Source organism: Streptomyces sp. NPDC007875 (genome assembly GCF_042868035.1).
GTDB lineage: Bacteria > Actinomycetota > Actinomycetes > Streptomycetales > Streptomycetaceae > Streptomyces > Streptomyces antimycoticus.
In genome coordinates this window covers 1-17806 of sequence record NZ_JBIADZ010000066.1, presented here as the reverse complement: position 1 = coordinate 17806, position 17806 = coordinate 1, and the positions used below count along the sequence as shown (strand labels likewise).

Annotated in this window: 18 protein-coding genes and 1 tRNA gene; 10 read left to right on the top strand and 9 right to left on the bottom strand. The window is 70.0% G+C overall.

Annotation, left to right across the window (positions count from 1 at the left end):
• Nucleotides 1–175: acetyl-CoA carboxylase biotin carboxyl carrier protein subunit (locus ACFYOY_RS48430; protein ID WP_388594457.1), on the top strand; the 175-nt coding region annotated here is incomplete at its 5' end.
• A 92-nt stretch (nt 176–267) separates the two neighbouring features.
• Here the strand turns inward: ACFYOY_RS48430 and ACFYOY_RS48425 are convergent.
• On the bottom strand, nt 268–1179 hold the full coding sequence (locus ACFYOY_RS48425; RefSeq protein WP_351889931.1) for an alpha/beta fold hydrolase: 912 nt from the start codon (nt 1177–1179) through the stop codon (nt 268–270).
• 277 nt (nt 1180–1456) lie between these two features.
• Between ACFYOY_RS48425 and ACFYOY_RS48420 the strand changes: the two genes are divergently transcribed.
• The 3 genes from ACFYOY_RS48420 to ACFYOY_RS48410 are packed head-to-tail and all read left to right on the top strand — an operon-like array spanning nt 1457 to nt 3405.
• Entirely contained in the window at nt 1457–2275 is an 819-nt protein-coding gene (locus tag ACFYOY_RS48420) for a 4'-phosphopantetheinyl transferase superfamily protein (RefSeq protein WP_351889927.1), read from the top strand.
• 23 nt (nt 2276–2298) lie between these two features.
• Complete coding sequence (locus ACFYOY_RS48415; RefSeq protein ID WP_351889922.1) at nt 2299–3153, top strand: alpha/beta hydrolase; 855 nt, start codon at nt 2299–2301, stop codon at nt 3151–3153.
• A gap of 33 nt (nt 3154–3186) precedes the next feature.
• Complete coding sequence (locus ACFYOY_RS48410; protein WP_208520147.1) at nt 3187–3405, top strand: DUF2277 domain-containing protein; 219 nt, start codon at nt 3187–3189, stop codon at nt 3403–3405.
• A 46-nt stretch (nt 3406–3451) separates the two neighbouring features.
• Here ACFYOY_RS48410 and ACFYOY_RS48405 read toward each other — a convergent pair.
• From ACFYOY_RS48405 to ehuB, 6 genes are all read right to left on the bottom strand, one after another.
• Nucleotides 3452–3525 (bottom strand) — tRNA-Lys (locus tag ACFYOY_RS48405).
• A 117-nt stretch (nt 3526–3642) separates the two neighbouring features.
• Nucleotides 3643–4404: an IclR family transcriptional regulator C-terminal domain-containing protein gene (locus tag ACFYOY_RS48400; RefSeq protein ID WP_351889915.1), complete on the bottom strand. Its 762-nt coding sequence runs from the start codon at nt 4402–4404 to the stop codon at nt 3643–3645.
• A 212-nt stretch (nt 4405–4616) separates the two neighbouring features.
• Nucleotides 4617–5387, bottom strand: coding sequence for an ectoine/hydroxyectoine ABC transporter ATP-binding protein EhuA (gene ehuA / locus ACFYOY_RS48395; protein ID WP_059142026.1), 771 nt, complete (start codon nt 5385–5387; stop codon nt 4617–4619).
• Between the two features lie 22 nt (nt 5388–5409).
• Complete coding sequence (ehuD, locus tag ACFYOY_RS48390) at nt 5410–6060, bottom strand: ectoine/hydroxyectoine ABC transporter permease subunit EhuD (protein WP_351889908.1); 651 nt, start codon at nt 6058–6060, stop codon at nt 5410–5412.
• Entirely contained in the window at nt 6057–6806 is a 750-nt protein-coding gene (ehuC, locus tag ACFYOY_RS48385; RefSeq protein ID WP_351889902.1) for an ectoine/hydroxyectoine ABC transporter permease subunit EhuC, read from the bottom strand. The genes ehuD and ehuC overlap by 4 nt, the downstream gene beginning before the upstream one ends.
• Nucleotides 6803–7726 carry an ectoine/hydroxyectoine ABC transporter substrate-binding protein EhuB gene (gene ehuB, locus ACFYOY_RS48380; protein ID WP_388594451.1) on the bottom strand — a complete coding sequence of 308 codons (924 nt, stop codon included), beginning with the start codon at nt 7724–7726 and terminating at the stop codon, nt 6803–6805. The genes ehuC and ehuB overlap by 4 nt, the downstream gene beginning before the upstream one ends.
• Nucleotides 7727–7847: 121 nt before the next feature.
• Here ehuB and ACFYOY_RS48375 point away from each other — a divergent pair, with 121 nt between their 5' ends.
• On the top strand, nt 7848–8357 hold the full coding sequence (locus tag ACFYOY_RS48375) for a DUF3830 family protein (RefSeq protein ID WP_351889893.1): 510 nt from the start codon (nt 7848–7850) through the stop codon (nt 8355–8357).
• Between the two features lie 154 nt (nt 8358–8511).
• On the opposite strand, the gene ACFYOY_RS48370 is transcribed toward ACFYOY_RS48375, so the two are convergent.
• Both ACFYOY_RS48370 and ACFYOY_RS48365 read right to left on the bottom strand, forming a co-directional pair.
• The gene (locus ACFYOY_RS48370; RefSeq protein ID WP_351889889.1) at nt 8512–9927 is read right to left on the bottom strand and encodes an amidase; all 1416 of its coding nucleotides are present in this window, start codon (nt 9925–9927) and stop codon (nt 8512–8514) included.
• A gap of 25 nt (nt 9928–9952) precedes the next feature.
• Complete coding sequence (locus ACFYOY_RS48365; RefSeq protein WP_351889885.1) at nt 9953–10900, bottom strand: D-2-hydroxyacid dehydrogenase; 948 nt, start codon at nt 10898–10900, stop codon at nt 9953–9955.
• Nucleotides 10901–11108: 208 nt separating this feature from the next.
• Here ACFYOY_RS48365 and ACFYOY_RS48360 point away from each other — a divergent pair, with 208 nt between their 5' ends.
• The 5 genes from ACFYOY_RS48360 (at nt 11109) to ACFYOY_RS48340 (ending at nt 17715) form a co-directional block, all read left to right on the top strand.
• Nucleotides 11109–12095 (top strand): decarboxylase, encoded by a 987-nt coding sequence (locus ACFYOY_RS48360; protein WP_351889994.1) that lies wholly within the window; start codon nt 11109–11111, stop codon nt 12093–12095.
• A gap of 228 nt (nt 12096–12323) precedes the next feature.
• Nucleotides 12324–13079 (top strand): decarboxylase, encoded by a 756-nt coding sequence (locus ACFYOY_RS48355; protein WP_351889880.1) that lies wholly within the window; start codon nt 12324–12326, stop codon nt 13077–13079.
• A 139-nt stretch (nt 13080–13218) separates the two neighbouring features.
• Nucleotides 13219–14466 carry an EfeM/EfeO family lipoprotein gene (locus ACFYOY_RS48350; RefSeq protein ID WP_351889875.1) on the top strand — a complete coding sequence of 416 codons (1248 nt, stop codon included), beginning with the start codon at nt 13219–13221 and terminating at the stop codon, nt 14464–14466.
• Nucleotides 14463–15683, top strand: coding sequence for an iron uptake transporter deferrochelatase/peroxidase subunit (efeB, locus tag ACFYOY_RS48345; protein ID WP_351889870.1), 1221 nt, complete (start codon nt 14463–14465; stop codon nt 15681–15683). The genes ACFYOY_RS48350 and efeB overlap by 4 nt, the downstream gene beginning before the upstream one ends.
• A gap of 157 nt (nt 15684–15840) precedes the next feature.
• Nucleotides 15841–17715: an alkaline phosphatase family protein gene (locus ACFYOY_RS48340; RefSeq protein ID WP_351889865.1), complete on the top strand. Its 1875-nt coding sequence runs from the start codon at nt 15841–15843 to the stop codon at nt 17713–17715.
• Nucleotides 17716–17806: the final 91 nt, after the last annotated feature.

Below are 17806 nucleotides of genomic sequence, written 5' to 3'. Positions count from 1 at the left end.
GGTCGCCGTCAACGAGGGCGACACCGTGGCCGAGGGCGACCTCATCGTCGTCCTGGAGGCCATGAAGATGGAACAGCCCCTCAACGCCCACCGCGGCGGCATCGTCAAGAGCCTGAACGCGAACGTCGGCGCTTCGGTCAGCGCGGGCGCCGTGATCTGCGAACTCAAGGACTGACCCGCCGCCATGGCACCCTTACGGCGGGCTCCGGCCGGGGCCCGCCGTCAAGGCCAGTCCTTGAGGCGGGTCATCGAGGTCAGCCCTTGAGCTCAGTCCTTGAGCGTCCGCTCCAGGAAGCCCAGGACGGTCTCCGCGTACGTCTCCGGCTGGGTCTTGATCCCCTGCAGATGCTCGGTGTCCGGCAGGGTGTGCACCTCGGCCAGCGGATAGCGCTCGGCCAGCGCCTGCACCCCGGACGCGGGGATCATGGTGTCCCGCTCACCGGTCAGGAAGAGCATCGGGGTGCGCTCGTACGCGCCGCCGAGCGGCGGGGGCCACTGCACCCGCAGCATCGCCACGGCCGCCGACGAGGCGACCGTCTCCACGACCGCGCGGGAGGGGCCGGTGCCCAGCGGGCCGGGGATGGGCACTCCGCCGGCCGCGACGAAGTTCCGGAACAGCGGGGCCAGCTCCAGCGCCGGACCGCTGTCGAAGATCACCGCGTCGACCGGGCAGTCCTCCCTCTTGAGCATGTAGAAGGAGGGGAAGGTCGAGATGGAGAAGCCGTAGATCGCGATGCGCGCCGTGGTGTACTCGTCCATCGACCGCATATGCCGCACCACGGCGACCACATCGTCGGTGTGACGGTCGCTCATGCCCCAGCCCGCTCGGTCCGCGACGCTCTTACCGTGGTTGCGGTGGTCGAACATCGCGACCGTATAGCCGGCCTCGCTGAGCAGCCGGGCCTGCGCCAGGCTCGCGGACTTGCTCAGCCCCAGGCCGTGTCCGAGGACCACGACCCGCTCGGTGTCGCCGGGGATGAGCCAGACATGCAGTCCGCGCCCCTGCTGACCGTTCAGCGGAACGTTGATATCCGTGCTGGTCAGCCCCAGGTCGGCGGGCTTCTTGTGATGTGGCCTGCGGGGCGGGTGGTAGATCATGTACGAGAGGAAGGCGCCGTACAACGGGGCCACCGGGAGGGTCACCGCCGAGGCCGCCTTGGCCAGGAATCCTGTCGCCATGGTCGTCAAACCCCCATCACCGCTCGTGCCCGGACGTGCGCGATCGTAGTGCGAACGGGCAGGTGACCGCGTCGGCCGGGAGGTGAACGTGGCCGAAGTCACCGGGTGTCCGTGATCGGCAACGCCGCCGCGCGGCAAGGGCGTTGGGGGCGCGGGAACGGGTCGTGGCGGCGCGTTCGGACGGCGGGGTGCCCACGGCGCGCCGCGCGCGCCGCTGTACCGTCAGTACGTCCACAGCGAGCGCATCATCGGCCGATAGCACGGGGGAAGCGGAACAGTGTCCTTCACCAGCCCGGTTCAGCCCGCACCAGAGCCCCGGCGATGGGCCCCGGTCGGCGCCCTGCCCCGCCCCGGAGACCGTCCCGGCCCCGGTGAGGTGGCCGTGTGGCTGCTGCGGATACCGCCAAATGCCGCCGCTGCCGCCGCCGTCGCGGAGGGCGTGCTGGACGAGCGGGAGCGTGAGCGCGCGGCGAGGCTGCGGACCGACCTGCTGCGCGAGCGCTATGTGACCTCCCATGTGGGGCTGCGGACGCTGCTCGGCGGCTATCTCGGCATCGCCCCGGCGGAGGTCGCGTTCGTCCGGGAGACCTGCGGAATGCCGGACTGCGACAAGCCGCACGGCCGCCCGGCCCTCGCGGGCGAGGACTCGCTGCACTTCTCCCTCTCCCACTCCGGGGACGCCGCCCTGTGCGCCGTCGCCGGGGTGCCCGTCGGCGCCGATGTCGAGCAGCGGGACCCCGAGCGCACCGGGACCCGGCTGACGGGGCTGATCGGGCAACTGCACCCGGAGGAGCGGGCGGCGATCGACGCGCTTCCGGAGGATCTGCGGGCGGAGGCGTTCCTGGGCTGCTGGGTCCGTAAGGAGGCGTACCTCAAGGGCATCGGCACCGGGCTGCCGGGCGGGATCAGCGCTCACCATGTGGGTCTCGCCGAGGGGCTGGCCCCCGCCGACGCGCCGTCCGGCCCCCGTGGCTGGGCCTTCGCCGACCTCGACGCACCGCCCGGCTACCACGCCGCGGTCGCCGTACGGGACGAGGCCGCGCCCGGCGGCCCGGCGCGGCCGGTGGTGACCGTGGCCGGTCTGCCCCTGGGCTGAGCGGCCCGGGTACAGTCGGCGCCATGCCGCATCTCGAGGTGGAACTCTCGGCAGGCACCGTCGAGTACGAGGACACGGGAGGCGAGGGGCCCGTCGCGGTCCTGCTGCACGGGGTCGCCATGAACGGCTCCCTGTGGCGCGATGTGGTCGCCGCGCTGGGCCCCGACATCCGCTGTGTCGTCCCCACCCTCCCGCTGGGCGGGCACCGCCGTGCGATGCGGCCCGACGCGGATCTGTCGGTGCTCGGGGTGGCCCGGCTGGTCGCCGAGTTCCTGGAACGGCTCGACCTTACGGACGTCACGCTGGCCATGAACGACTGGGGCGGTGCGCAGGCGCTGATCGCCGACGGGCGCGCCCAGCGCATCGGCCGACTGGTGATCACCTCCTGCGAGGCGTTCGAGAACTTCCCGCCGGGGCTGCCCGGCCGGAATCTGCGGATGGCCGCGAAACTGCCGGGCGGACTCAGCGTCGCCTTCAAGCTGCTGAAGATGGAGCCCCTGAGGCGGCTTCCGATCACCTGGGGGTGGATGACCAAGCGCCCGGTGGACCGGAAGGTGATGGACGCCTGGTTCCAGCCGCTGTGGACCTCCCCGGAGATCCGCCGTGACCTGCGGAAGTACGTTCTCGGGGTGCCACCGGTGGACGAGCTGCTCCGCTGGGCCGACGCGCTGCGCACCTTTGACCGCCCCGCCCTGGTGGCCTGGGCCTCCGAGGACCGCGTCATGCCCCCCGAGCACGGCCTGCGTCTGGCCGGTCTGCTTCCCCACGGCAGCCTGGCGGAGATCCCCGACAGCTACACCCTGATCCCCGAGGACCAGCCGGGGCCGCTGGCCGAGCTGATCCGCGCGTTCATCCTGGGCGGCGCGGCCACGGCCTAGGGACTGTCGGACCCCCGGCGTACCGTCGTCAGTATGTGCAGATCCATCAAGACACTCCGCCCGCCGTACGCCGAAGCGGTCACCGAGGACGATATGCGCGCCGCGGCGCTGCAGTACGTCCGCAAGATCTCCGGCTTCCGCCAACCGGCCGCCCACAACGCGGAGGCGTTCGACAAGGCCGTCGAGGCGATCGCCGCCGCCACGGGCGAGCTGCTGGACTCGCTCGAGGTGCGGGGCGGGGCAGCACGCTGAATGGCCCGAGGCTTTTGAGCACCCGGGCCATTCGCTTGATCAGTTGTGCGCCGCCAGGGACTCGAACCCCGGACCCGCTGATTAAGAGTCAGCTGCTCTAACCAACTGAGCTAGCGGCGCCTGCTGACGACATAAATACTACCTGGTCCGGGAGGGTGGTTTTGACCATCGCTCTCCGGGGCATGGCGGAGCCCTCCGAGCGGCGGGGGCTCCCTCCGGGGCGGCTGGGGCCGGGGCTCAGATGGAGAGGGACAGCAGCATCGGGGCCGCCTCACGGTTGAGGGCGTCGGCGGCCTGGCGCAGCCGGTGGGCGTGGGCCAGGGGGAGGGAGAGGGCCAGACAGCCCACCGAGCGGCCGGCGCTGACCGGAACCGCCGCACAGACCGTGCCGATCGCGTATTCCTGCAGGTCAAGGACGGGGACGGTGGAGGGCTGGCTGTCCAGCTTGCGGAACAGCACCTTTTCGTTGGTGGTGGTCCGGGAGGTGAGCCGCACCGTCTTGTGGCGGGAGAGGTGATCGCGGCGGCTGTCGTGGTCGAGCTGGGTGAGCAGGCATTTGCCGAGCGCCATCGCATGGGCGGCGGAGCGGAAGTCCACCCACTCGTTGACCTTGGGCGTCCGCGGCCCGTCCGCATACTGCGTGATCTTGATTTCGCCGTCCACATAGCGGCTGAGATAGACCGCCGCGCCCACCGAGTCGCGCAGTGCGGTGAGGGAGCGCTGGAGCTTGTCGTGGACGGCGTGGCCGCGGCCGGGGTCGGCGGAGCCCAGCAGGGCCAGGGAGACACCGCTGACATAGGCGCCGTCGGCGATCTGCTCCACATAGCCCTCGCGGCGCAGCATCAGCAGCAGATCGGCGAGCTGGTGGGCCGGCAGCCGGGTCTCCCGGGCGATCATGATGTCGCTGACGCCGGACGAGTGTTTGGCGACGACCTCCAGGATCCGGAGGGCGTGCTGCACCGAGTGGAACGGTGCGGTCGGCTCGGGCCTGAGCGCCACGATTTCCCCCCTCGCAGGTTGGCGTGGCTTTGTATCACGATAACCGCCAAGGGCCTTATCCGGATCGGCTGTTGAGGATATTGCCGAGGCGCCGCACCCCGGCCAGCAGGGGCGTATATCCACGGCATATGACATAGGCATGCCCCCGCGGAGGGGTCGCGGGGGCGGTGCCGACAGGGGCCGGGTGATCTACCTGGCAGGGGGCGGATGATCTAGAGAACCGCGCTCAGGAACTCCCTCGTCCGCTCGTGCTCCGGCTCGGTGAAGATCTTCTCCGGCGGCCCGGACTCGATCACCCGGCCCGCGTCGAACATCAGCACATCGTCGGAGATGTCCCGGGCGAAGTTCATCTCATGCGTGACGCACAGCATGGTGATGTCCGTCGTATGAGCGATGTCGCGCAGCACATCCAGCACCCCGGCCACCAGCTCCGGGTCCAGCGCCGAGGTCACCTCGTCCAGCAGCATCACCTGGGGCCGCATCGCCAGCGCCCGGGCGATCGCCACCCGCTGCTGCTGCCCGCCGGACAGCTGCGTCGGGTAGGCGTCGCACTTGTCGCCGAGCCCGACCAGGTCGAGCAGCTCCCGGGCACGGGTCTCGGCCTCGTCCTTGCTCAGGCCGAGCACATGCACCGGGGCCTCGGTGATGTTCCGCAGCACCCGCATATTGGGGAAGAGGTTGAACTGCTGGAAGACCATCCCGATCTTCTTGCGCACCTCACGGGTGTGCTTCTCGCCCGCCGGGACCAGCGAGCCGCCTCTGTCCTCATGGGTGAGGTAGTCGCCGTCGACCTTGATGGTGCCCTCGTCCGGCTTGATCAGCGTCATCAGCAGCCGCAGGATCGTGGTCTTGCCCGATCCCGAGGGGCCGATCAGGGTGACGTGCTTGCCGGAGGAGACCGAGAAGTCGAGGTTGTCCAGGACCGTATTGCTGCCGAAGCGCTTGGTCACCTGGTCGAAGCGGATCAGTTCACTGCCGTCCACGGCAGGATTCGTGTGGTCGGTTTCAGTGGCCAAGACGACGCTCCAGGGCTCGCATCAGAAGGGAAGCCGGATAGGCGATGACGATGAAGGCGATGCCGACCATCGTGTAGGGCTCGATGTACTGGAAGGACGACGCGCCTTCGGCGCGCGCCTTCTGCAGCATGTCGACGACGCCGATCAGCGCGAGCATCGGGGAGTCCTTCAGCATCGCGATGACGTAGTTGCCCAGGGCGGGCACCACCCGGCGGATGGCCTGCGGCAGGATCACCGCGGTCCAGGTACGGCTGCGGGAGAGGCTGAGCGCGGTCGCCGCCTCCCACTGCCCCTTGGGCACACCGTCGATACCGGCCCGGTAGACCTCGGCGGTGTAGGTCGAGTAGTGCAGACCGAGCGCGATCACTCCGGTGGTGAGCGCCGAGAACTTGATGTCCCAGGTCGGCAGCACGTAGTAGAAGAAGAAGAGCTGCACCAGCAGCGGGGTGTTGCGGACGAACTCCACGACCGCCGCGACCGGCCAGCGGACGAAGCGGGTCGGCGAGCGGAAGGCCATCGCCCACACCAGACCGAGCGCGAACGCCAGGACCGAGCCCAGCGCGGTCGCCTCCAGGGTGATCAGCAGTCCGCGGCCCAGCTCCGGGAGGAAGTCCTTGGCCACATCCCAGTTCCAGGTCACTGGGCACCTCCCGTGATGATGTTGGACGACTGCTCGGACTCCTGGCGCGCGGACAGCTTCCGGGTGACCAGCGGGCCCTTGTCCGACTGCACCGGAGCCTGGCCGATGCCCGCCTTGGCGCGCCGTTCCAGCAGCCGCATCAGCCGGGTGAGGACGAAGGCCAACACGAAGTAGAGGACCAGGATGATCGCGTAGATCTCCAGGCTGTCGCCGGTCGCCAGCCGCGAGAGCTGGGCGGCGAAGGTGATGTCGGCGACGCTCACCGCGGAGACCAGGGCGGTCGCCTTCAACAGCTCGATCAGCAGATTGTTGAAGGGCGGGATCATCTCCGGGATCGCCTGCGGCAGGATCACCCGGCGCATCCGCTGCGCGGGCGTGAAGCTGAGCGCGATGGCCGCCTCACGCTGCGCCGGGGCCACCGAGGCGATCGCGCCGCGCACGATCTCCGAGCCGTACGCCCCGTAGGTGAGGCCCAGTGCCAGCACCGCCGCCCACATCGACACCAGTTGGTACCCGAAGGCCAGTGGCATCACGAAGAACAGCCAGAACATCAGCACCAGGGCCGAGGTGCCGCGGAAGATCTCCACATAGAAGCCGGTCAGAAAGCGGACGATCCACAGCCGGGAGGTGCGGGCGATCCCGATGCCGAACGCCACGGCGGCCGCGAAGACCGCGCTGAACAGGGTCAGCTGGATGGTGATCCAGATGCCCGGAAGAAGCCAGTTTTCCCACAGTCCGGCCGTCATGAGCACAGCTCCTTGGCGGTCAGATCGGTCATCTCTTCCTTGGTGAAGCCAAAGGGCCGCACGATGCGCAACAGCTCGCCGCTCTTCTTCATCTTGTGCAGCTCGACATTGAAGGCGTCCCGGAGTTTGGTCTCCTCCGGCCGGAAGGCGAAGCCGCCGGCGCCGATGTCCGGTTTGCCGTCGACGTACGCCTGGAACGGCTCGGTGGCCTCGGCCCGTCGGCTGTTCCGCTGCTTCACCACGTTGTGGACGGTCACGGTCGTGCCCGCGAAGACATCGGCCCGGCCCTGTTCCACGGCCAGCAGCCCGGCGAGCTGGTCGGGGAGGATCAGCATGTCGCTCTGCTTGATCCCGACGGCCTCCGCATAGCCGATCTCGGCATATGCGGTGCCGGTGGCCATTTTGGCCTTCTGCTTGACGATGTCCTCGTAGTTGTGGAGGTTCTTTGGGTTCCCCTTGCGCACGATGAACGCGTCACGCATGCGGTAGTCGGGGTCGGAGAAGATCACCTGGGCGCAGCGGTCGGGGTTGATGTACATCCCCGCCGAGACCACGTCGAACTGCTGCGAGCGAAGGCCCGGGATCAGCGAGCCGAACTCGGTCGGCACCGGCTGGACCTTGGCCACTCCCAGCCGCTTGAAGATGATCTTCGCGATCTCCGGCGCCTCGCCGGTGAACTCGCCGTTTTTGTCGATATAGCCGAATGGGATCTCCCCCGCTATTCCCAGTCGGACCGTGCCTTGCGACCGCAGTCGCTCCAGCAGATTGCCCCCGTCCTTGGCGCCGGAGCCGGACACCCGGCTGCAGCCGGCCGCGCCCAGCAGACCCAGGGCCGCGCCGCCGGCGAGAAGGGAGCGGCGGCTGGGTCCCATTTTCGCTATTTCTCTGCTATCGGTGTCTTTCTCACGTGGTGGAGCCATGGGCGCGCGGCTACCCGACTCCGGCAAATGTATGCAGGCTGTTTCCGGCCCTTGATACAGCCGATGCCTGGGTAGGCCCCCTACGGCAGGACTGGTTCCGAAGCGACCTGGAGGAAAGTCGATGGTTGACCGAGCCGACCGGTTCATCGAGGTCTCGCTCGAGAAGCGCGGGGTGAGCTGCACGGCCAAGCTCCTTGACGAGCGTGCGCCGATCACCTGTGAGGCGGTGTGGAACGCACTGCCGTTGGGGGGTGACGTATATCACGCGAAGTACGCGCGCAATGAGATCTATGCGCTGCTGCCCCCCTTCGCGCCCGAGGAGCCGCCCCTGGAGAACCCGACAATCACCCCGATCCCCGGTGACCTGTGTTACTTCACCTTCACCGACACCCAGCTCGGGACGAAGTCATACGGATACGAGACCGACGCCAAGCACCAGGGGCGGCGGCAGGTCGTCGACCTGGCGCTCTTCTACGAGCGGAACAACCTGCTGATCAACGGCGACGCGGGCTGGGTGCCCGGGATCGTCTGGGGCACGGTGGTCGACGGCCTCGACCGGATGGCCGACGCCTGTCAGGACCTGTGGCGCGCCGGAGCGCTGGGGGAGACCCTCAGCTTCCGCCGGGCGTAGCTCTCGGCTCTCGCCGGGCGGCGGCCCTCGGCTTCCGCCGGGCGGAGAGCTTCAGCTTTCGCCGGGCGGCGGCCCTCGGCTTCCGTCCGGCGTAGCACACGGACCCGGCCCGGGGGCGATTCCGCCCCGGGCCCGGCCGCGCGTGTCAGGCGTCTCAGGCAGCCGCGGGGCGCACCCCGTCCGCCAGCCCCGCCTCGAACAGCGCGTGCGCCGCCCGCAGCACCAGCGCGTCCGCGTGGCGCGCGCCCACCAGCTGTACCCCGATCGGCAGCCCCGCGCCGCTGAGACCGCACGGCACCGACGCCGCGGGCTGCTGGGTCAGGTTGAACGGGTAGGTGAACGGCGTCCAGCCGGTCCACCGGGTGTGCTCCGAGCCCTTGGGCACCTCGACCCCCGCCTCGAACGCGGTGATCGGCAGCGTCGGGGTGACCAGCAGGTCGTACGCGGAGTGGAACCGTCCCATCGCATGGCCGAGGGCCATCCGCACATCCACGGCCGCCAGATAGTCCAGCGCGCTGTACGACGCTCCTTGGGCGCAGATCTCGCGCAGCCCCGGATCCAGCAGCTCCCAGTCCTCCGCCCCCAGCGGCTGCACCACCCGGGCCGCGCCGCTGAACCACAGCGTGTGGAACGCCTCCACCGGATCCTCGAAACCCGGGTCGACCTCCTCGACCACCGCGCCCAGCTCCGCCAGCAGATCCACCGCCCGCCGCACCGCCGCGGCCACCTCCGGGTCGATCACGGCAGTACCGCCGAGCGAGGGGCTGTAGGCCACCCGCAGCCCGTCCACCCCGCCCCCGCCGGGGGCGAGCGCCTCTTGGAAGCCGCTCCCGGAGGGCGCCAACTGGGACCAGTCGCGCCAGTCCGGACCGGAGATCACATCCATCAGCAGCGCCGCGTCCGCCGCGTCCCGGGTCATCGGCCCCACATGGGCCAGCGTGCCGAAGGCGCTCGCGGGATAGAGCGGAACCCGCCCATAGGTGGGTTTCAACGCGAAGATGCCGCAGAAGGACGCCGGGATACGGACCGAGCCCCCGCCGTCCGTCCCCAGGCTCAGCGGACCCGCGCCCAGCGCGACCGCGGCCGCGCTGCCGCCACTGGAGCCGCCCGCGGTCCGCTGAGGGTCGTACGGATTGCCGGTGACCCCGTAGACCGGGCTGTCGGTGACGCCCTTCCAACCGAACTCCGGGGTCGTCGTCTTCCCCACGAACACCGCGCCGTGCTCGCGCAGCCGCGCCACCGAGGGCGCGTCCTCGTCCCACGCCCGGCCCTCGGGCCGTACGGTCCGCGAACCGCGCAGCGTGGGCGCGCCACGCAGCAGCAGGATGTCCTTCACCGACACCGGAACGCCGTCCACCAGGCCCGCGGGGGCCCCGCGCCGCCACCGCTCGGCGGACTCCTCCGCCTGCCGCAGCGCACCCTCGGCGTTCACCTGGCTGAAGGCGTTCACCTCCGGCTGTATCTGCTCGATCCGGTGGAGGACGGCACGGGTCGCCTCGACCGGGGAGAGCTCGCCGGAGGCATAGCGCTCGATGAGTTGAACGGCTGTCAGGTTGTGAATGTCCGTCATCCGGATCTCCGTTCAGGTCGTGCGATCAGTCCACCGGTACGTACCCGAGGCGTTTGTCGACGATGTTGAGCAGTGGCTCGCCCGCGCACCAGCGCTCGTAGTTGTCCTGGAACTGCTCGGCCAGATGGTCGCGCCACCCGACCGTGTCGCCGCTCATATGGGGCGAGATGAACAGCCCCGGCACGTCCCACAGGGGATCGTTCGAGGCCAGCGGCTCGTGTTCGAAGACATCCAGGGCCGCGCCGCCGATCCGCCGGGCCACCAGGGCCGCCGTAAGGTCCTTCTCGACGACCAGGGGGCCGCGGCCGACGTTGATGAACCGGGCGGTGGACTTCATCCGGTCGAAGATCGTCCGGTCGAACATGCCGCGGGTGGCGTCGGTGAGCGGCGCCGCGCACACCACCCAGTCGGCCGAGGGAAGCAGCTCGGGCAGCTCGTCGCCGCCGCGCACGCCCGGCCGCGCGGTGCGGCCGACCAGGTCGACCACCACGCCGAGCGAGGCCAGGGTGGAGTCGATCGCCCGGCCGATGGGGCCCGCGCCCACGACCACGGCGCGCGTCCCGGCCAGCCGCATCGTCTCCCGGTGCTGCCAGCGGCGCTGCCGCTGCAGCTCCCAGGTTCCGCGGAAGTCCTTGGCCATGGAGATCACCAGGCCGGCCACATACTCGGCGATCGGCTGCTCGAAGACCCCTCGGGCGTTGGTCAACACCGTTTCGGACGTGACGAGTTCGGGGCAGAGCAGCCGGTCGACCCCCGCGCTCGCGGTATGGACCCAGGCCGGCCGGGGGCCCTCGCCGGGCCACGCGTCGCGGACCGCGTCGGAGGTGAAGTCCCAGACCAGGAGCACATCCGCGGCAGGGAGTGCCTGGGGGAGCGAATTCTCGTCGCAGACGAGCACCTTCGCCCGGTCGGCCACCCGGTCCAGGCGGACCGGCGGCTGGTCGCCGAAGACGACAACTGTGCTTTCGGACATAGGCGGGAAACCGTTTCGAAACGTGGATGGGTTTGCCTGAAGAAGGAGGGGGCAGGCGCCTCAGTTTGAGGATTGACCACGCTAGGCAGCGGAAACTACCGTCGTCAACAACGGCATCTGTCCCGGCGTCCCCGGCAGTAGGCCGGTCTCTCTCCATCGCAACCTCTGGCCAATGGTCCAGTCCCTCCGTTCCGTATTGGGGCTCGCTTTGGACGTCTCTTTTCTGGGTGGCCCACAGCCGCAGCGCGGCGTGGGTGTGGTGGCACCGTTCGACTTCGCACTCGATCGTGAACTATGGCGCTGGGTACCCGATGAGGTCTCCTTGCACCTCACACGTACCCCGTTCGTACCCGTCGAGGTCAGCCTCGACCTGGCCCGGCTCGTGAGCGAACACGAGACCTTGCACGACGCGGTGCAGGCGCTGGCGGCCGTCGCACCGGAAGTGGTGGCCTACGCCTGCACCTCGGGCAGCTTCGTCGGCGGTGTGGCCGGTGAGCGCGCGATGTGCGCGGCCATGTCCCAGGCGGGTGAGATCCCGTCGCTGACCACCTCGGGCGCGCTGCTGGAGGCGCTGCGGGAGATCGGCGCCCGGCGGATCGCGGTGGTGACGCCGTACACCCGGTCGGTCACCGACTCGCTCGAGGAGTATCTCGCCGAGGGCGGGATGACCGTCACCGGACGGGCGTACCTCGGCCTGACCCGGCACATCTGGAAGGTGCCGTACCGCGACGTGGTCGACATGGCCCGGCAGGCAGTGGTCGGGGCGACCGACGCGCTCTTCATCAGCTGCACCAATCTGCCGACCTACGACGTGATTCCGCAGCTGGAGGCGGAGCTGCGGATGCCCGTGCTGTCCGCGAACCAGGTCACGATGTGGGCGGCGCTGCGGGCGATCGGCGCCGAGGCCGTCGGGCCGTACCAGGCGCTGATGGACCCGGTCGCCCGGTCCGGTCCGGCGGGGATGTCGGTGTCGCCGATGAGCCGCCCGCTCCCGGTGACGGACCCCGTCGTCGAATCGGTGATCGAGGCCGTGGAGTCGGTCGAGGCCGTGGTGGACGAGCCGGAGGCGGCGCTGGCCGGGGCGGCGTCGCCCGGGCTGGACGGCGATCCGGCCGACGGCCTCGACCCGGGCTTTGGAACCGGCCTCGGCGAGGGCCCCTACCTCGACGATTCGGGTGGCCCGTCGCCGGTGTGAGGGCCGATCCGTCGCAGGCGTGAGGGGCAGGCCCGGCGCCGGGCCGAGAGGCGGACCCGTCGTCGGTGTGACGGGCAGGTCTGTCGCCGGTGCGGAGGGCAGGCCCGTCACCAAGCGCGCGAGGGGAGTTGTCCGGCGGGTGGGAACCCGCCGGGCCTCCGCGGTGTAGGAGAAGTGACAGCAGTGCAGGGGGCGGCGCTCACGGGGGCCGCCAGTAAGGAGGCAGTCATGGTGGACTCGACGCGCCCGGCCCCGGACACGGTCGGCTTTCTCTACCCCGGATACTCCGCCGAGGACGAATACCCCCGCCTGGAAGGCATGCTCGGCGGCGACAGCGGCGATGTCCGGCTTCCCCTCGTCCATACCGACATCGGGGAGGACGCCCATCGGGTGGACGCCCTGCTGGAGATGGGTTCCGCGGCCCGCCTCGCGGCCGGGGTCGCCGAACTCGCCGAGCGCGGGGCCCGGGCCGTGGTCTGGGCCTGCACCAGCGCCAGCTTCGTCTTCGGCTGGGAGGGCGCCCATGAGCAGGTGCGCGAGCTGGGCGAGACGGCCGGATTGCCCGCCTCCAGCACCTCCTTCGCCTTCGCCCACGCGGTGCAGGCGCTCGGCGCCGAGCGGGTGGCCATCGCCGCCACCTATCCGGAGGATGTCGCCGACTACTTCAGGGCATTTTTGAAGGCGGCGGGCGCCGAGGTGGTCTCGATGCGCGGCAGCGGAATCATCACGGCCGCGGAGGTCGGCACCTGGGGCCGGGAAGAGGTGCTGCGGCTGGCCCGCGCCGGGGACCACCCCGAGGCCCAGGCGGTGCTCCTTCCGGACACCGCCCTGCACACCGCCGCCTGGATTCCGGATCTGGAGGCGGAGCTGGGCAAGCCGGTGCTCACGGCCAACCAGGTCACGGTCTGGGAGGGGCTGCGGCTGCTGGGCCGCGATCCGGTCCATGACCGGCTGGGCACGCTCTTCGCCCGGAGCGGCGGATAGCGGCGGCTGGTCCGGCCGCGCAGGGACGCGGCACGGTCGCCGAGGGGCCGGCGACGGGGAGCTGAATCCCGGCGGAATTCCATGTCGCTCTTTCGCCATCACGGCATTCCGCTTATCGGACTGCGCCTAACATGCAGCCGTGCGTCGCCAACATCTCTCCCCGGTCCCGCCGGCACGTCATCTGCTGGTCGCCGGTGCGGTGACCGTGGCCGCGGCCGTCGGAATCGGCGTGCTGGCGGTCGGCAAAGACTCCTCGGACGGCCCTCGTGCGAACCACTCCGCGAGCGGAAGCGCGCCCGCGAAGGCATCGGACGGGCTTCGGCACACCTCCGTCGAGGTGTCCGAGGGTGGCTGCGGCCGTGGCTGGACCGATGCCACCCGTGGCAAGCAGGTCTTCGATCTGCGGAACACCTCCAGCAGACCGGCCGAGGTCTATCTCACCGATCCGGCGAACGGCGCCGTCTACGGAGAGGTGGAGGGCCTGGGCCCCGGCACCAGCAGACCGCTGAGCGTCACGCTCGGCGGCGGCTCCTACGCCTTCGTCTGCCTGCCCGATGACGTGGACGCGGTCACCGGACCCACCGTCACCGTCCCCGGACCGGCGCGGGGCGGTGGACCGGCCGCGGTTCCAGTCGGCCAGCAGGATCTGATCCCGCCCACCATCGCCTACCAGAAGTGGGTGACGGGCCGGATGGAGGAGCTGGTGCGGCGCACGGACGCGCTGCGCTCGGCCATCCGCTGCGGTGACCTGGCCACGGCCCGCGCGGCCTGGTTGCCCGCCCATCTGGTGTACGAGCGGATGGGCGCCGCCTATGGTGCCTTCGGCGACGCCGACGGGGCCATCAACGGCACCACGGCGGGGCTGTCCGGCGGGGTCCATGACCCGGACTTCACCGGATTCCACCGCCTCGAGTACGGCCTGTGGCACGGCCAGTCCGCGAGCTCCCTGCGCCCGGTCGCCGACCGGCTCGTCAAGGACGTCCGAGGGCTGCGGGACGACTGGCCGCAGGAGCGGATGGACCCCGCCGACCTGGGCCTGCGGGCGCACGAAATCATGGAGAACACCGTGCAGTTCGAGCTGACCGGCCGCACCGACTACGGCAGCGGCACCAACCTGGCCACCGCGCGGGCCAACCTCGACGGCACCCGGGCCGTGCTGACCCGGCTGGAGCCGCTGCTGAAGCCCCGTGCCCCCTGGCTGCCCGAGCTGAAGAGCGACCTGGACCGCACCGAGCGGACCCTGGAGGGCTCGCACCACGGGGACCGCTGGACCCCGCTGGACCGGCTGAGCCGCACCGACCGCCAGCGGCTCAACGCGGACGCGGGCGCGCTGGTCGAGCGGCTGGCGCAGGTGGCGGCGCTGATGGATGTGCGGAGGACCCGGTGAGCGAGGTGCTGCGCAGGGGCTTTCTGCTGGGCGCGGCCGCGGGCACGGTCGGCGCGATGGCGGTCGTGGCCGGGGGCACGGCGGCCGCGAAGGAAGAGGAGAGGGAGAAGCAGCCCACCCGCCTCCCCTTCCACGGCGCCCATCAGGCCGGCATCCTCACCCCGCCCCAGCGGGCCACCGCGCTCATCGCCTTCGACACCATGGCGGAGGGGCGCGAGGAACTGGCCGACGCCTTCCGTACGCTCACCGAGCGGTGCCGTTTTCTCACCACCGGAGGCACTCCCGACCCGGTCGGGATCACCGCGCCGCCCGCCGACTCCGGCACCCTGGGCTCCCAGGTGGCCGCCGACCGGCTGACCGCGACGGTCGGCGTGGGCGCCTCGCTCTTCGACGAGCGGTACGGACTGCGGGACCGCAAGCCCCGGCGGCTGACCGCGATGCGGTCCTTCCCCGACGACGATCTCGACCCCGACTGGTGCCATGGCGATCTGAGCCTTCAGCTGTGCGCCGACAGCACGGACGCGGTGCTGCACGCACTGCGCGATATCGCCCGGCACACCCGGGGCGCATTGCAGATCCGCTGGCGCGTCGACGGCTTCGTCAGCCCGCCGCGCCCGTCCGGCACCCCGCGCAACCACATGGGGTTCAAGGACGGCACCGCCAATCCGGACACCGATGACGCCCGTGCGATGGACCGTCTGGTGTGGGTGGGCGCCCACTCCGGGGAGCCGGCCTGGACGACCGGCGGCAGCTATCAGGTGATCCGGCTGATCCGGATGCTGGTGGAGTTCTGGGACCGGGTGTCGATCAGCGAGCAGGAGCGCATGTTCGGCCGCAACCGGGACTCGGGCGCCCCGCTGGACGGCCAGCACGAGTTCGACACCCCGCGCTACGCGCAGGACCCCAAGGGCGACATCATTCCGCTGGACAGCCATATACGGCTGGCCAATCCGCGCACCGCCCGGACCGAGGACCAGCGCATCCTCCGCCGTGCCTACAACTACGACCGGGGCATGGACGGCAATGGCAACTTGGACATGGGGCTGCTGTTCTGCTGCTACCAGCAGGACATCGAGCGCCAGTTCGAGACCGTGCAGAAGCGGCTGGCGGGGGAGCCGCTGGTGGACTACATCACGCCCTTCGGCGGCGGCTACTTCTTCGCGCTCCCCGGGGTGAGGGACCGCTCCGACTGGCTGGGACGGACCCTTCTGTCCTGATCGTCGCCCCACCATCCGGTCAAGAACACCTCAAGAGTTCCTTGGATTCTTCTGACCCTCTATTCACTCGGCCGCCTCCATGGATTCCATCGGAGAGTCCTGGCCGCGGCACAGGATCAGGCGCAGGTGTGAAACGTGAATCATGTGGAGGCATGGCATGGGTGGCACGGCAGGATCCGAAGGCGGCCGACGGCGTGGCCGGGTCGCGCGCTGGGGTGCCCTGGCCGGCGCCGCGGCCCTGGCGAGCGTGAGCGGGGTGGCCCCCGCATGGGCCGCGCCCGCGAAGGGCGGCCACACCGCGACCCCGGTGAAGCATGTGGTGGTGATCTTCGACGAGAACATCTCGTTCGACCACTACTTCGGCACCTACCCCAAGGCGGCGAACACGGACGGCACCAGGTTCACGCCGGCCAAGGACACCCCCGAGAACATCGACACCCTGGCGCACGCCGGGCTGTTGGAGAAGAACCCCAATCTCTACAAGCCCAAGCGGCTGCGCAGCGACCAGGCCATGACCTGCGACCAGAACCACTCCTACGGCCCCGAGCAGTACGCCGCCAATGGCGGCAAGGCCGATAAGTTCGTGGAGAACACCGAGGTCAGCAAGTGCACCGGGCTGTTCGGCGAGCCCGGTCTGGTGATGGACTACTTCGACGGGAACACCGTCACCGGCCTGTGGAACTACGCCCAGCACTATGCGATGAGCGACCGCTCCTTCAGCTCGGCCTACGGTCCCTCCACCCCCGGAGCGCTGGAGCTGGTCTCGGGCCAGACCCATGGGGTGATCTCCACCGACCCCAAGTCCTCCACCGAGAACCCGAAGCAGACCGACAAGCCGGACGCGTACGCGGTGGCCTCGCCGGACGCCAAGGGTGTCGGCACGATGATCAACGACCCGGACCCGGCCTTCGACGACTGCTCCAACAAGGACCACACCAGTGGCAACGCCCTGGCCCTGATGAAGGGCCGGAACGTCGGCGATCTGCTCAACGCCAAGGGGGTGAGCTGGGGCTGGTTCCAGGGCGGCTTCCGCCCCAGCACCGCCTGGGACGGTGAGCAGGACCACTACGCCAAGTGCTCCGGCACCACCCACAAGAACGTCGGCGGCGCGGCCTCGGTGGACTACAGCCCGCACCATGCGCCGTTCCAGTACTACAAGTCCACGGCCAACCCGCATCACCTCCCGCCGAAGAACGTCCAGGAGATCGGGCACAGCGGCCGGGCCAACCACAACTACGACCTCACCGACTTCGACGCGGCGCTCAAGACGGGTCATCTGCCGTCCGTCAGCTTCCTGAAGGCCGCCCAGTACCAGGACGGCCACGCCGGCTACTCGGACCCGGTCGACGAGCAGCACTTCCTGGTCAAGCAGATCAACGCGATCCAGAAGTCGCCGCAGTGGAAGGACACCGCGATCGTCGTCGCGTACGACGACAGCGACGGCTGGTACGACCACGCCTACGTCAAGCCGCTCAACGGGTCGACCGACAAGACCACGGGTTCGGGCGGCAAGGCCACCGACAGCCCCGCCTGTCAGTCCGCTCCGAAGCCCGCGGGCGGCTACCAGGACCGGTGTGGCCCCGGCCCCCGGCAGCCGCTGCTGGTGATCTCGCCCTTCAGCAAGTCCAACAAGGTCGACCACACCCAGACCGAGCAGACCTCGATCACCCGCTTCATCGAGGACAACTGGCACACCGGCCGGATCGGTGACGCCTCCTTCGACCGCCGGGCGAACACCCTCTCCGGGCTCTTCGACTTCCGTCACCCCAACAACACCCAGGTGCTGCTGAAGTCCGACGGCTCGGTCGCGTCGGTCCACAAGTCCGGTCACTACACGACCTCCGCCCTGGCAGCCCACGCCCCGATCGTGAACGCCGCGGGCGCCGACGCCCTGACCACTCGGCGTCTCGCCGACGACAAGGGCATCTCCGCCGCCCTGCCCATCGGCCTCACGGCGGGTGTGCTGGTGCTCGGCGGCGCCGGTACGGCACTGGCCATCCACCGTCGCCGCACCGTGCGGACCGCGGGCTAGTACTGCAACGGTGTTTGCCGTGACTGCTGACCAGCTCGGTCGTTGGTCCGGTTATGGGTGGGGACCTTGCTGATGTCAGGTTGTGGGCCGG